Consider the following 14,604-nt stretch of genomic DNA (forward strand, 5'->3'; position numbering starts at 1 on the left):
TAAATGATTTATTTAACATCCCAGAAAATTCTAGAGGTAAACTGGTTTATTGTACCTTCTGCAATTACATTTGTCGAGTTGGTGTTATATTCTCTTTGTGGATATAACATCCTTACCGGGATCTTTTTAGTCGTAACCGTAGAAGAAATAGATATCGGCATATCTGCAGGAAGCTCTAAACGTCTGTAATCTGTCCAGGGTTCAATATCATTTGTACCGTTCATGGCAGCCCATTTTTGTTTAATGATCAAGGCAATTTTGTCTGCGTTAGCACTCCATTTTGCTACATCCTGGTCAGCAAGGTAAGTTGCTGCATCTGTATCATTTAATCCCAGGTAAACAAAGTTCGCCGTTACAGCAGCTTCATAATTCGCCTGTGCACTGCCAGAAATATAACCCCTTTGTGCAGCTTCTGCCTGAAGAAATAAACTTTCAAAATCTGTCATAATAGGCTGCGATTGATCAAATGACTTTAATAGCCCTTTACCAATTCCAGATACTGTAGTAAGTGTTTGATCGAAATTTACATCCTGACCCCAAACTAAACTTACGTATGTACTTCCTGCTCCATCGTTAACTGTGCTGTAAAATTTGCCCAGACGTGGATCATTGTTATTTTTTAGGAAATCCATGCCGTAAGTGCTGGCCAGCATATAAGTGTGCGATGCAGTTTTGTCGCCATTGGCAGCATAACCATATACGCCCCAGAATGGATTTTGCTTGCCGGAAGTATTTAAATAACCTGGATTATTAAACATTCCCTCACCAACTCCGATGAATCCAAATCCATTTGCAGTGATTTTTGCAATTTCATCTTTGATATATTGCTCCTTTCCAGGCATTTCAGATTGGCGCAAAAGAATTCTGAGCTTTAAGGTATTTGCAAATCTACCCCATTTTTTCACATCTCCTTTGGCATAAATATCGGCTGTAACGTCTGATGGACTTACTGTGGCCGTTTTAAATAAATTGGCCGCTGTATCCAGTTGCTTTGCCAGATCTTCGTAAATAGCCTGCCCTTTATCGTATTTTGGGTTAAGAAACAGAACCGATTTAGACGCCTGCGTGTAAGGCACATTACCGTAAAAATCTACCAGGTATTGGTAGTCCCAGGCTTTCATTGTTTTGGCCACAGCAACGAAGAAATTTTGCCCAGTTGCTTTCCCCTGTTTTTCTAATGAGGCATAATCGTTAAGGTTATCGTACAAATTGCCCCAAAGTGTAGTAGAACCACTCCAGTTGGTGGTAAAATTGTATGAACGCTCTTCGTACCATCCAGAAACGCCTCCTGGTGTCATCCAGTAATTCATCCACAGGGCTGAAAAGCTGTAAAAAATAGAGCCGCCGGTAGTATAGGCAGCAGTATTGTTTAAAGCACCTGTTAATATTAAAGCAGGCTTAACATTTGTAGCGTTGTTGGGATTATCATTAATATCTAAAAAACCCTTTTTACAGGCACCAAGCATTAATACTGCCGATACCGTAAACATATATATTAATTTCTTTTTCATGTTTTTTTATTAATTGTTAAAAGCCAATTGTTGCGGTAAAACCATAAATGCGTGTAGGAGGCGTTTGATTTAAGTTATTTACACCCTGAGCATTTCCCGTTCCAACGTTAATTTCCGGGTCGGTGTAAATGTTATCACTAGGTCTGAACATAAATAAGTTTCTTCCAATCAAGGCAATACTTGCATTCTTGATAAATTTGGCTTTGCTCTGTAACCACTGCGTTGGCACCTGGTAGGCCAAAGAAAGTTCTCTGATTTTCCAGAATGCAGAACTCATTACATAATTAGAAGCAGTATTATTACGAATACCATCAGCCCAAAAAGATCCATTACCATTTATAGTTGTAGTATTTGTATTAGGAACAAATACACCTGGTGAAGTTTGGATTACTGAATTTGGATAAACAAAGCGCTCGCGACCAGCCTGTGCCGAAGTGTAACTAACACCCGCAAAATCTAATGTACTTGCAAAACTATTATAGAAAACATTACCACTACGGTATTCTGCTACACCCGAAAGGGTAAAATTTTTAAAAGTAAAGCTGGTATTGATTCCCAGTACGCTGCTTGGGTTGGTTTGTCCAAAATCTTTGTTAATCGGGTTTGAAAGTGGTAAACCTGTATTGGCATCTACAATAACACGACCTTGCGGGTCTGTTTGGTAACTACTTACCTGTAATGAAGGGAAACTCTGGCCTACTACGATATAGTTATTGTCGCCGATACCCAATTGATTCTGACCTTGATATAGTGATAGCACTTTATTGGTGTTGTATGAATAGTTCACACCTACATTCCATCTGAATCCGTTTGAAAAACCAATTACAGGGGCCGCGTTTAAGCTAAACTCAATTCCTTTATTTTGGCCTTCACCAGTATTAATTACAGCACTGGTATAACCGGTGGTAGCCGACAAATCTATCCCGTTAATGATTTCCTGATCTTTGGTATTCTGCAGATAAGCCGAAGTTTCTAAGGTAATGCGGTTATTTAAGAAACCGATATCTACCCCAATCTCTTTTGAAATGGTCTGTTCTGGTTTCAAATTAGGATCATAAACTGCGTTATCTATAGCGTATCCTGCGGTACTGCCATAAGGGAAGTTTCCAGCCGGACTGGTAGTAGAAAGCAATTTATATGGATCGATCTGTACTGCGTACACTTTAGAAATACCGCCACGGATTTTTAAGTTACTGATGATTTTGCTTTCTTTGAGTGCAGGTATTGCATCTGTAAGTGTTAAAGCTGCATCAATGGCGGGGTAAAAGAAAGAACGGTTGCTTCTGGATAATCTCGAGTCCCAGTCATTTCTACCAGAGATGTGAATGGTTAAGTAATCATGATAGGTAGCGGTTAAATCTCCAAATAAACCCAGCTGACGGGAGTTGCGCTCGTTTTCAGAACCAACAATCTCACCCGAACGGTTGTTAAGGTTAAAAAGATTATCAACTACCAAATCATTTCCGGCTTGCGTCATGTACTTATAGTTCTTCTGAATCACCTGCGCGCCACCAATTAAAGTAAATTTGAATTGGTTAAACGTTTTAGTAGCTGTTGCAAGAAAATCGCCAGTGTACCTGCTTTCAAATTCATTGTAATCGCGTACCGATGATTTGTTGTATTGATTGGCTGCTATGCCTTTGCCGGAGTTATGTGCAAAATCAGAATAAGTGTAGGCATAGTTCCTGTCTTTACCTTGCGTATTTTTAGTACTCAAACCACCTCTCGCCAATAAGCTAAACCAATCAACGGGTTTATACGTAAACGAAACATTACCCAACAAATCATCTCTTCTTTCATTGTTGCGATTTTGCTGTAAGCCAAAATATGGACTGTTATAATAATCATTGTAGTAATCGTTAGGATTGCCGTATTTCGAATTTAAATCGCTGTACTCCGTCAATGGTACGTTTCCTGGGGTATTAATTACGTTATTATATACCTGATTAGTACTCTTATCGTAATTTCTCTGGGTATAGTTAAATGAGTAATCAGCTAAAAATTTGTTCAGTTTACGGGTCCCGTTTATACGGATTGCTGTTCTGTTCGATTTATCGCCCGGCACATAACCTTTACTGTTTACACGCTGAAGGTTGATATAGGTTGTTCCGTTTTCATTTCCTCCTGAGTATGTGAGGTCATTCTGCTCATCAATACCAGTTTCAAAGAAACTCTCTTTTTCGCCATCTTTATAAGTGTACGGAACCATCTGGTAAGTACCATCTTCTAAAATACGGCCCAACGGTCTGATGCTCCCGTCAAAACGCTCGCCAAAAGTCTGGTTCTCAAAAGGAGTATACAAACCAAATCCAAAATCATCCTGAGTAGTACCACCACCAAACTCTGTTTGTAGCTTAGGGAAGTAACTTAAACGATTTAGTAAAGTGGAATTAGTATAGCTAATGCCTCCTCCTTCAGAAGCCCCCCTCTTGGTGCTCACAATAATTACACCGTTAGAAGCATCTGAACCATAAAGTGCAGCAGCATTTGCACCTTTTAAAATGTTTACATTGTCAATGTCGTTCGGGTTAATTGAGTTCAACTGGCTCAATGGCACAATAATACCATCTAAAACCAAAAGCGCCTGGTTGTTACCGGTAAACGACCGGTTACCACGCAATACCACCCTTACCTGATCGCCTGCATCGATCTGGTTATTAGCCTGATTAATCTGTAAACCGGCAACCTTTCCTGATAAACCCGTTGCTAAATTGGTGGGTCTGCTTGCCGTTAATGCTTTACCGGTTACCTGCTGCGTGGCATAACCGATTTCTTTTGGCTTACGTTTAATACCCAATGCGGTAGAAATGGTCACCTCACTTAAAGTTTTCGAATCGGGCTCTAAGCTAACAACGAGATTTGATTGTGTACCAACCGTAATTTCTTTTGGCAAAGATCCAATGTAGGCGAACTGAAGGACGTCATTCGGACTGACATTGATGGAAAATTTACCATCGGAACCTGTTGTGGTGGCTTTTTTTGTATCCTTTACACGGATTGTTACTCCTGGAAGCGGAAGACCATCGTTAGATGCAACTACTTTACCAGTAATATTTTTACTTTGAGCATTAGTTTCTATAATGCCGCAAAATAAAAACATGAATAAACACATTACGAGTTTTCTCATAGTTTTTTAGAAGTTAGTTTAAGTTAATAATTCGCGAATTACAGTTTTTATTGTCAATAAATCAAAAAAAATCATGATTATCTTGAAAATGTTATAAATTTAGTTTAAATAATCACTAAAATGTTTTAGTAATTTTGAATTATGACTGATATCTGAAAGAAAATCAACTTATTTTTAGCTTTTTTTTCTCATTTTTTTCAATTTTCATTACAATGTCAGCACAAAGAACCAATCGAAATACACAAAATTTCTGTCTTATAAACGCAACCATGAAAAAACTTTTCTTGATTCTCATTTTAATCGGCCTCACTACTTATATTTTTGCACAGAATGTTACAGTTGGTTCAGGCGCAAAACCACTTTTAAAATCAGTGGTAAAAAATCCTGTTGAAGGAAGCCCTTATTTTAACACTAAGTACGCTAATGGGATCATTAAAACCGTGAGTCAGAAAGTGTTTGATATCAAAAATGTGAGGTATAACCTGGAAACGCAACAGTTGGAATACACAGAAAATGAAAATGTTTATGCCATTCAGGATTCCGTGCAATCTTTCAAACTGCTTGATTCTACTGGCAATTCTCACCAATTCATCAAATTAAAATTCGGTCAGGCAGAAGGTTTTTATGAAGCAGTTGCTGAAGGTAACGTTACACTGCTAAAAAAATACTCAGCTAAAAAAGAAATAGTGGAAGACTGGTTTACAAAGAAAAAAACCGACAAACTTGCACAGCATGCTGCATATTTCAGCAGTAAAGTCGGAACAATTCAAAAATTTGTACCTTCAACAAAAAATATTACAACGGTTTTGGCCGATAAAAAGGAACAAATAACTGCTTACATCAAAAACGAACAACTGGATCTAAAACAGGAAGATGACCTGATTAAAATCTGCAAATATTACAATACGTTACAATAAAAGCTGATGGCTTACTTACATCCAGTTTTTCTCCTCGTATCAATGAGATAAACAATCTGCCAGCCTTTATCGCCTTTAACCAATTGGAAGGGATTTACTCCGCAATGGCTAAATTTTTCGCCCAGGTAAAATTTATAGTCTGTCCAAACCGAAGTCAGAGCACCATCAATTAGTATTTTGGTAAAACAATGCATTCATCATATTTTTGCTGGTGGGGCATTCCGATAAATTTGACAAAATTGCCCACCGATTCAGTTCGGACATTTACTTTTCCATCCTTTTCAACTATTGTTTGCATGATGGCACTTTTCGCAAAAGCATCCTTGTTAAAGTACTGCCCAAAGTTCTCATCCCTTCGAAAGGCTTATTACCGCTTTTTTAACCGCGGCTTCCTCATCACGCTGTGCAAAGCTTTGAGTAACAAAACATAGTAAAAAGGATAAAAATGACTAATCCTTTCATGACTTCTTCATTACGTATATACCATAAATTTATAGTATTTTTGTAAAAGAAGGGAAAAGGAACCGCGATCTTGCAAAAAATCCATCGATTATCCACACATCTTAATTACAGTTAATACGCTTTATTTTCAGCTGTTTACATTGTTTTTGTCTGTTGGTGTTAATAATTATTTTAAAAACGGATAATTAAAATCGTTAAACTTATCATGTGTTTTTCTGCTAATTGGCACGGTTCTTTAATAGTATAATATATGGAAGAAGAATTCTTTTTTGAATCCAACGAAGATGCACAACGCTCGGTAGAACGTTACGAAGAAATGCTCCGGAACCAGGATCAGTATTTTTTCGACGCAGGTGCATTCGAATACATTGTAGATTTTTACATTGAGAAAAATGATCCGGTCAAAGCTTTGCAGGTAGTTGATTTTGCAATCAGTCAACACCCTTATGCAACAGTATTTTTAATTAAACAGGCTCATCTTTACATCTTAACCAACAACAACGAAAAAGCTTTTATTGCTTTGCAAAAGGCCGAACTTTTAGAGTCTTCTGAGCCAGATATTTATTTGCTGCGCGGTAATATTTTTCAAAATACTGAACGTTTTGATGAGGCTTTACAAAACTATGAAAAAGCTTTGGGGCTGGCCGAAAGTACGGATGAAATTTTATTACAGATGGCTTATGTTTACCAGAGCATGGGCGATTACGAAAGCGCCATTACCTATATCAAGCTCAGTTTAGAGCAGAATATGGAAAACCAGGATGGTTTATATGAACTTGCTTTCTGTTACGATGTGTTAGATAAACAAGAAGAAAGTATCAAATTTTATCAGCAATACATTGATACCGATCCCTATTCTTACGCGGCCTGGTACAATTTGGGTAATAGTTTCCACAAACTGAACCTTTTCGAAAAAGCAATCGACGCTTACGACTACGCCATCTTAATTAAAGAAGATTTCAGTTCAGCCTATTTCAACAAAGGAAATGCGCTTGTGCAACTTGATAAATACGATGAAGCGATAGCGGTTTACAAGCAGACTTTCGAATACGAACCGCCTAATGCCGATACTTATTGTGCCATTGGCGAATGTTACGAGAAGCTGGAGAAAATGGACGAAGCCCGTTCTTACTATAAAAAATCGGTAAAAATGGATCCTAAAATGGCTGATGCCTGGTTTGGGATTGGAGTTACACTGAATTTTGAAGAGCGTTATTTTGAATCATTACATTTTTATAAAAAAGCAATTGATTTAGAGGCTGAGAATGCAGATTTCTGGTTCGCTATGGCCGATGCTTATTATAAATTAGGCCAGATTGACGAATCGATAGAAGCATACGAAAAAGTATTGGAGTATAATCCTTTGGATATTGAAGCCTGGCTGGATTTTAGTACCGTACTTTACGAGCAGGGAAAATTATTAGAAGCAGCAGAAACAATGGCCGAGGCCATTAAGAATAACCCGGAAGCTGCAGAACTGTATTATCGGATGGTAGCCTATCTTTTTGCCTTGGGAAATTATGGCGATGCACTTGGATATTTAGAAACGGCTTTAACAACCGACCCTGATAAACACTATATATTGTTTGAATATTTACCGCAATTACAGGATAATAGTGCTATTCTGAATGTTATAAACAGATATATAAGGTAACGACCTTGTGAGAAAAATTTAACAAATAAATCTCAAAATTTTTTTCACTTTTGTACGCATATGAATTATCCATTATTAAACGTTCCCGAACGTCCAGCTAAACCGCGCCAAAAAGGCTTAACCATGGTTATGGATAAGGGATTGAGCCTACGCCAGGTTGAAGATTTTATTGAAGTTGCCGGCGTACATACTGATATCGTAAAATTAGGTTGGGCAACATCGCATGTAACACCAAACCTTAAAGAAAAATTAGCTTTATATAAAAGTGCAGGCATTCCTACCTATTTCGGAGGAACGTTATTTGAAGCCTTTATCATCCGTAACCAGTTTTCAGATTATCAGCGTGTTTTAGATCAATACGGAATGGAGTATGCAGAAGTATCTGATGGATCCATAGAAATTGAACACGACAAAAAATGTGGTTTTATCAGCGAACTTTCTAAGCAGGTAACCGTAATTTCTGAAGTTGGCAGTAAAGATGCCGCCAAAATATTTGCGCCATATAAATGGATTAAATTAATGCAGGCCGAACTTGAGGCAGGTTCCTGGAAAGTAATTGCAGAAGCCCGGGAAGGTGGTAATGTAGGTATTTACCGTGGAAGCGGCGAAGTAAGAGAAGGATTGGTTGATGAAATTTTAACGCAGATTCCTGAAGAAACCATTATCTGGGAGGCTCCTCAAAAAGAGCAGCAGGTTTGGTTTATTAAATTAATCGGTAGCAATGTAAACCTGGGCAATATTGCCCCGGCCGAAGTAATTCCTTTAGAAACCATTCGTTTAGGATTAAGAGGAGATACTTTCGACTATTTCCTTAACCAGGTAAAATAAAGACAAAATTCGTCGTTTCGAGACGCATAGTTAAATAAACCTTACAGGTTTCAAAAATCTGTAAGGTTTGCTTGTTATATCAATATGAAAACATACGGTCTAATCGGGTATCCGCTTTCTCACTCCTTTTCGAAAAAATATTTCACTGAGAAATTTCAGAATGAGGGCATTACCGATCATCAATATGAGCTTTTTCCTATTGCCGATATTAAAATGCTGCCTGATCTGCTAAGTGAGAATCCATCACTATGTGGCCTTAATGTTACTATTCCGCATAAAGTGAACGTGCTATGTTATTTAAATGAGGTAGATGAAGCTGCAGAAAAAATTGGTGCCGTAAATTGCATTTCGATCAAAAACTTTGAAGGTGAAACCTATTTAAAAGGTTATAATACCGATGCATATGGTTTTGAAGAGTCGCTAAAACCTTTGTTAAAGCCGCAACATACAAAAGCGCTTGTTTTTGGTGATGGAGGCGCTGCAAAAGCGGTAAAGTACGTTTTAGAAAAGTTGAATATCGAATACCAGGTGGTGGTAAGAACTGCTGTTCCTGGTGCTATTCTATATTCAGAAATTACACCAGAAATTTTAACTTCTCACCAGTTGTTAATCAATACCACGCCTTTGGGGATGTCGCCAAATATTGATACCTTTCCCGAAATTGATTACAGTTTAGTTGGATCAGGGCATCTGGCATACGATTTAGTGTACAATCCGCTCGAGACCGCATTTTTGGCAAAAGCTGCTGAACGTGGTGCGGCAGTTGAAAACGGTTTGGAAATGCTTTACAAACAAGCCGAAAAAGCTTGGGCAATCTGGAATAAATAATGATATCCTTGCCGTAGCTGCTAGATTAGCTATAGCCTGCTCCCGACGATCACGGAAACAATCTTTGATAATATGCTATGAAACTAAAACAACTGATCTGTGTTCTATTTGTAATGCTTTTGTTCATAACAGCTTGTCAGGATCATGATTATAGCCCTAAGCCAAAAGCTTACTTTAGGATCATATTTCCTGAAAAAACCTATACAACATTTACCAGGCCTGTTCCCTTTACGTTCAAATATCCTACCTATTCCGTAATAGAGCAAGATCAAAGCCGCGATGCTCAAAAGGACTGGTACAATTTACACTTTAAACAGTTTAATGGCTTCTTGCATTTAACTTATTACGATGTTTCGGGTAAGCGCGAATATGATGAAATGGTAGAAGATGCAAGAAAGCTGGCTTTCAAACATACCATAAAGGCAAGTGCGATTGATCAGAAGATCATCAACTACCCTGACCGCAAAGTTTATGGCATTTACTACGCCATTGAGGGGAATACGGCTTCTTCTGTTCAGTTTTTTTTAACAGATAGTGCTAAACATTATTTTAGAGGGGCTTTATACTTTAATGAACGTCCACAATACGATTCTATTGAGCCCGTTGTTAAATTTATTAAAAAAGATATCGATACCTTGATTTCTACCTTCAGGTGGAAAAATTAATTTATTAATGATTATCCTGTTTTTGGAAACAGGCTTTTTCTAAGAATTATGATTACAATAAAAACCTTTACCTTTAACGCTTACAGCGAAAATACCTATGTGCTTTACGATGAAACCAAAGAATGTGTCATTATCGATCCGGGTATGTACGAAGGGGTTGAGCAAAATGAATTGGCGGCTTTCATTAAACAGGAAGGTTTAAAACCTGTTTTATTACTTAATACACATTGCCATCTTGATCATGTTTTCGGCAATAAATTTGTGTACGAAACCTATGGCTTAAAACCACAGTTTCATCAGGGCGAATTACCGATTTTAAATGCGGTTCCCGGTTATGCGCCATCAATGGGCTTTACCCGTTATGAGGTATCCCCTTTACCAGATACATTTTTACCCGAAACAGGAACTATCTCTTTTGGCAATAGCGAACTGACTTTAATTTTTGCTCCCGGACATTCCCCGGCACATTTATGTTTTTATAGCGCTGCCGATCATATTTTAATAGGCGGTGATGTGCTTTTTTACGGTAGTATCGGCCGTACCGATTTGCCAGGCGGTAGCCATCAGCAATTAATCCAAAACATTTCCGATAAGCTTTTTGTCTTACCTGATGAAACCAAAGTTTATCCTGGCCATGGACCAGCAACAAGCATTGGTTTTGAAAAACAACATAACCCGTTTTTTTAGGGGAATTAACGGTTTATAATTTTTAAAGGGTTTATAACCTTAAGCCTTTTACCTTTAAACCCTCAACCTTTTATTTATCTTTACTGCTGTGAATACATCGTTTTACATTGCCAAAAGGTATCTTTTTGCCAAAAAATCAACCAATGCCATTAACCTGATTTCGGGCATATCAATGGTAGGTGTAATGGTGGGGAGCGCAGCTCTAATTATTATCCTTTCGGTATTTAACGGTCTGGAAACTGTGGTATTGAATATGTTCGATACCATTACACCGCAAATTGCGATTACGCCAACCAAGGGCAAAACCTTTGATCCCAATACAAGCTATTTTAATCAGCTCAGAAAAAATAAGGATGTTGCTGCTTTTACTGAGGTGTTGCAAGAAAACGCCTTGTTAAAATACAATAACAAGCAGGCTGTTGGGATGATCAAAGGGGTAAGTTTGGATTATTTAAAAAACGCCAAATTAGACAGTACCATTAAAGAAGGCCGTTTTATACTGCATAATAAGAGTGGTGATAATGCCGTGATTGGTTCGGCTTTACAAAGTTATCTGGCTGTTAATACGGTTGATCCTTTTACCGAACTGGAAATTTATTCGCCAAAGAAAAATATCGCTGTAAATACAATAAATCCGGCCGACGATTTTGTGGTAAAGAATATTAGGGTAAGTGGTGTTTTTGAGGTACAACAAGATTTTGATAATGGGATCATTGTTCCGCTCGGTTTCGCCCGCGAGCTACTTGGAGAAGACAAAAATGTGTCTGCTATTGAGATCAATCTGCAGCCTGGTGTTGATGTAGATGATTTTAAAAACGAAATAATTGAAAAGGCTGGTAAAGATTATGAAGTCAGAAATCAGGCCGAGCAAAATAAATCGCTATACCACATTTTAAACACCGAAAAATGGGCCGTGTATATTATCCTTACTTTTATCCTCGTTATCGCTATATTTAACATTATAGGGTCGTTAACCATGTTGGTAATTGATAAGGTAAAAGACGTTGCCATTCTAAGCAGTTTAGGCGCGGGCAAAAAATTAATCAAACGAATATTTTTATTTGAGGGAATGATGATTACCATGTCTGGCTGCCTGCTGGGTTTAATTATAGGAATTATATTTTATTATTTTCAGCATACCTATGGTTTTATTAAAATGGGAGATGAGGTAAACAAAACACTGGTGAGTTCTTATCCAATTGCATTAAAATGGAAAGATTTTGTTTTAGTCTTTGTTACGGTAGGCATCTTCTCATTTTTGGCATCTGCTTTGTCATCCAATTTAAGTGTTAAAAAGATAGATCAAATTAATCAAACTATATAAAATGAAGTTATTTAAACAGGCAATTGTATTCGTTGTGCTCCTTGGCGTAGCCGCTACAGCTTGTAACAGGAACGATAAAGCCGAAGGAGAAAAAAGTAACCTGAAAACTGTTAAAGGTTTGTATAGTTTTGGTCCTGAAGTAAAATCTTTTACCTTATGCGAAGACGGGCGAGAGTATTGGGTAAAAGACAGCGTAAAAAATTTAGAACTTTCTTATAGCAATTTAGGTTTCGAAAAGCCCTACGAGCCAGTATACGTAGAGTTGGAAGGTTATTTTGCGAAATCTGATACCAGTATCGTTTCCAGTGATTTTGATTCGACTTTAGTGGTGATGAAAGTGATTAAAATCAGTAAAGAAATTCCTGACGGGCCTTGCGCACAATAATTTCATGCCTTTACTGTCCGTAGAGTTAAGCGCAGCATCTCTACGGTTAACCAATAAAATTGAGGTTTCAAACTCAATATTTCGAGTTAAACAGAGGTCAATTTTATCGAGGTAAGTTCGAGTTAGCTAGTTTGGTTAATCAAATGATCTAAACCATTATATCTATTTTTTTTGAAGCGCAATTACAGTGCTGATCGGTTATTTTAGTCCTGCTTTCCGTTACAAGTCCGTGCTCATGCTTCGCTTGCGGGCTTCCACTTCAATCAGGGCTATTTTGGCCTGGTTCTGCTACTATCTAACTACCATCTTACCAGAAGAGTTAAGCGCAGCGTCTCTCCGGATTGATGAAATTAAGCATTGTTTTACCCTTAGTTGAAAACAAGAAAGGCCCGCAATTTTCATTACGAGCCTTGTAGATATCATTGACTTTTAATTTTACCAGAAAGTAGAGTAAAGGGCAACTAAGATTCCGAACACAATGATTGATCCAACGGCAAATGAAGGATGTACTTTGAACATGCTAGAATCGACTTCTAAACCATTAGATTTATCGCCTTTGCTATTTTCGAACATACTGATGGCAAACATCACGATTATACAGACTACAAATACAATTCCCATTCTATCCAGGAAAGGTATTTCATAAACGCCATCTGCATTGGCTACCGAGAATCCAAAATTGTGAAGGAAAGACAAGTCCATCATTCCTGGCAAGAATTTCAGCAATACCGATAAACCAAAACCACCGATGGTTGCAAATAAAGCTGCATTTGAAGTGGTTTTTTTCCAGAAGAAACCCAATATAAACATGGCAAAAATACCAGGACTTACAAAACCTGTATACTCCTGAATAAATTCGAAACCACCTTTTTTATCGATACCTAAGAAAGGTGAAATAGCGATTGCGATAGCCATTGCAATAATTACAACCACACGTCCGGTACTGACCAGTTTTTTCTCACTCGCTTCTACATTAATGTGTTTCTTAAAGATATCAAGGGTAAAGATGGTAGAGATACTATTGATTTTACCGGCTAATGAAGCAACGATCGCTGCGGTTAAAGCGGCAAAAGATAAACCTTTAAGTCCTGTTGGTAAAATACTCAATAAAGTAGGGTAAGCCCTATCCGGACGAAGTTCTCCGCCAGGCATCATCGAATTCACATCAATACCTGTTTTTTCCTGATATAACATATACACTGCAATACCCGGTAATACTACGATTAAAGGCATTAAAAGCTTTAAAAAGGCAGCAAATAAGATACCTGCTCTCGCCGTTTTCAGATCAGCACCTAATGCACGTTGGGTGATGTACTGGTTACAGCCCCAATAGTTTAAGTTGACAATCCACATCCCACCAAGCAATACCGTCATACCTGGTAATGAGGCATAATTGGCACTATCTTTCTTGAATATCATGTGGAAGTGATCTGGTGCCTTTTCTCTTAAGAACGATAAACCATCTAGTACGCCATGGCCACCAAAATGATCACTTACTAAATTAAGTGCTAAATAAGTAGTTGCTAAACCGCCAAAAATTAAAAACGCTACCTGGATTACGTCCGTGTAACCAATTACTTTCATGCCGCCTAAAGCTATAATTACAGAAAAAATGGCCAGGCCGATCATACAATACCAAAAGCCAATACCAGAAATACTGCTCACAGCTAATGCACCCAGATACAAGATAGAAGTTAAATTTACCACAACATATAATAACAACCAAAACACAGCCATAATCATAGCTACGGTACCATTGTAACGCTGACTTAAAAATTGTGGCATGGTGTAGATCTTATTTTTAAGATATACGGGGATAAAAAATGTGGCTACAATGACCAGTGTTGCAGCTGCCATCCATTCATAGGTGGAAATGGCTAATCCCATTTTAAATCCATCGCCGCTCATGGCTACAAATTGCTCGGCACTAATATTCGAGGCAATTAAAGATGTACCAATAGCCCACCAGGTGAGTGAACCTTCTGCAAGAAAATAATCCTTGCTGCTCATCTGTTTTTGTTTTTTACGATGGTAAATCCAGAAACCGTAAATTGCTACAATGGCAAAGTAGGCTAGAAAAATAATGTAATCTGTGACTTTCATTTAAGTTATTTGGTTTAGAAATCTAAATGTAGTAAAATCATAAATTAATCTCTGCTTTTTTTGAATTAAAAAATGTTAAAGTGACGTTTATTAATTCAAGCTTCCCTTAAAAT

The 14,604-nt window shown here is 37.7% G+C and carries 12 protein-coding genes; 8 read left to right on the forward strand and 4 right to left on the reverse strand.

Features of this window, described 5'->3' with window-relative positions:
- Nucleotides 1-8 precede the first annotated feature (8 nt).
- Nucleotides 9-1,511 carry a SusD/RagB family nutrient-binding outer membrane lipoprotein gene (locus BLR60_RS05920; protein ID WP_090497775.1) on the reverse strand — a complete coding sequence of 501 codons (1,503 nt, stop codon included), beginning with the start codon at nt 1,509-1,511 and terminating at the stop codon, nt 9-11.
- A gap of 16 nt (nt 1,512-1,527) precedes the next feature.
- Nucleotides 1,528-4,638, reverse strand: coding sequence for a SusC/RagA family TonB-linked outer membrane protein (locus BLR60_RS05925; protein ID WP_090497777.1), 3,111 nt, complete (start codon nt 4,636-4,638; stop codon nt 1,528-1,530).
- Between the two features lie 269 nt (nt 4,639-4,907).
- Between BLR60_RS05925 and BLR60_RS05930 the strand changes: the two genes are divergently transcribed.
- Nucleotides 4,908-5,555, forward strand: a complete 648-nt coding sequence (locus tag BLR60_RS05930; protein ID WP_090497779.1) for a hypothetical protein — start codon at nt 4,908-4,910, stop codon at nt 5,553-5,555.
- 11 nt (nt 5,556-5,566) lie between these two features.
- On the opposite strand, the gene BLR60_RS05935 is transcribed toward BLR60_RS05930, so the two are convergent.
- Entirely contained in the window at nt 5,567-5,749 is a 183-nt protein-coding gene (locus BLR60_RS05935) for a hypothetical protein (RefSeq protein WP_090497780.1), read from the reverse strand.
- A 518-nt stretch (nt 5,750-6,267) separates the two neighbouring features.
- Between BLR60_RS05935 and BLR60_RS05940 the strand changes: the two genes are divergently transcribed.
- The 7 genes from BLR60_RS05940 (at nt 6,268) to BLR60_RS05970 (ending at nt 12,388) form a co-directional block, all read left to right on the forward strand.
- Nucleotides 6,268-7,671: a tetratricopeptide repeat protein gene (locus BLR60_RS05940; RefSeq protein ID WP_090497782.1), complete on the forward strand. Its 1,404-nt coding sequence runs from the start codon at nt 6,268-6,270 to the stop codon at nt 7,669-7,671.
- A gap of 60 nt (nt 7,672-7,731) precedes the next feature.
- Entirely contained in the window at nt 7,732-8,499 is a 768-nt protein-coding gene (locus tag BLR60_RS05945) for a phosphosulfolactate synthase (RefSeq protein ID WP_090497784.1), read from the forward strand.
- Between the two features lie 84 nt (nt 8,500-8,583).
- Nucleotides 8,584-9,327 carry a shikimate dehydrogenase family protein gene (locus BLR60_RS05950; protein WP_090497786.1) on the forward strand — a complete coding sequence of 248 codons (744 nt, stop codon included), beginning with the start codon at nt 8,584-8,586 and terminating at the stop codon, nt 9,325-9,327.
- Between the two features lie 77 nt (nt 9,328-9,404).
- A complete protein-coding gene (gene gldD / locus BLR60_RS05955; RefSeq protein WP_090497788.1) occupies nt 9,405-9,992 on the forward strand; it encodes a gliding motility lipoprotein GldD in 588 nt (195 codons plus the stop codon).
- Between the two features lie 48 nt (nt 9,993-10,040).
- Complete coding sequence (locus BLR60_RS05960) at nt 10,041-10,679, forward strand: MBL fold metallo-hydrolase (RefSeq protein WP_090497790.1); 639 nt, start codon at nt 10,041-10,043, stop codon at nt 10,677-10,679.
- An 88-nt stretch (nt 10,680-10,767) separates the two neighbouring features.
- A complete protein-coding gene (locus tag BLR60_RS05965; protein WP_090497792.1) occupies nt 10,768-12,003 on the forward strand; it encodes an ABC transporter permease in 1,236 nt (411 codons plus the stop codon).
- A 1-nt stretch (nt 12,004) separates the two neighbouring features.
- Nucleotides 12,005-12,388, forward strand: a complete 384-nt coding sequence (locus tag BLR60_RS05970) for a hypothetical protein (RefSeq protein WP_090497794.1) — start codon at nt 12,005-12,007, stop codon at nt 12,386-12,388.
- Nucleotides 12,389-12,823: 435 nt separating this feature from the next.
- On the opposite strand, the gene BLR60_RS05975 is transcribed toward BLR60_RS05970, so the two are convergent.
- The gene (locus BLR60_RS05975) at nt 12,824-14,491 is read right to left on the reverse strand and encodes a sodium/sugar symporter (protein ID WP_090497796.1); all 1,668 of its coding nucleotides are present in this window, start codon (nt 14,489-14,491) and stop codon (nt 12,824-12,826) included.
- Nucleotides 14,492-14,604: the final 113 nt, after the last annotated feature.

Source organism: Pedobacter terrae (assembly GCF_900100705.1).
Classification (GTDB): domain Bacteria; phylum Bacteroidota; class Bacteroidia; order Sphingobacteriales; family Sphingobacteriaceae; genus Pedobacter; species Pedobacter terrae.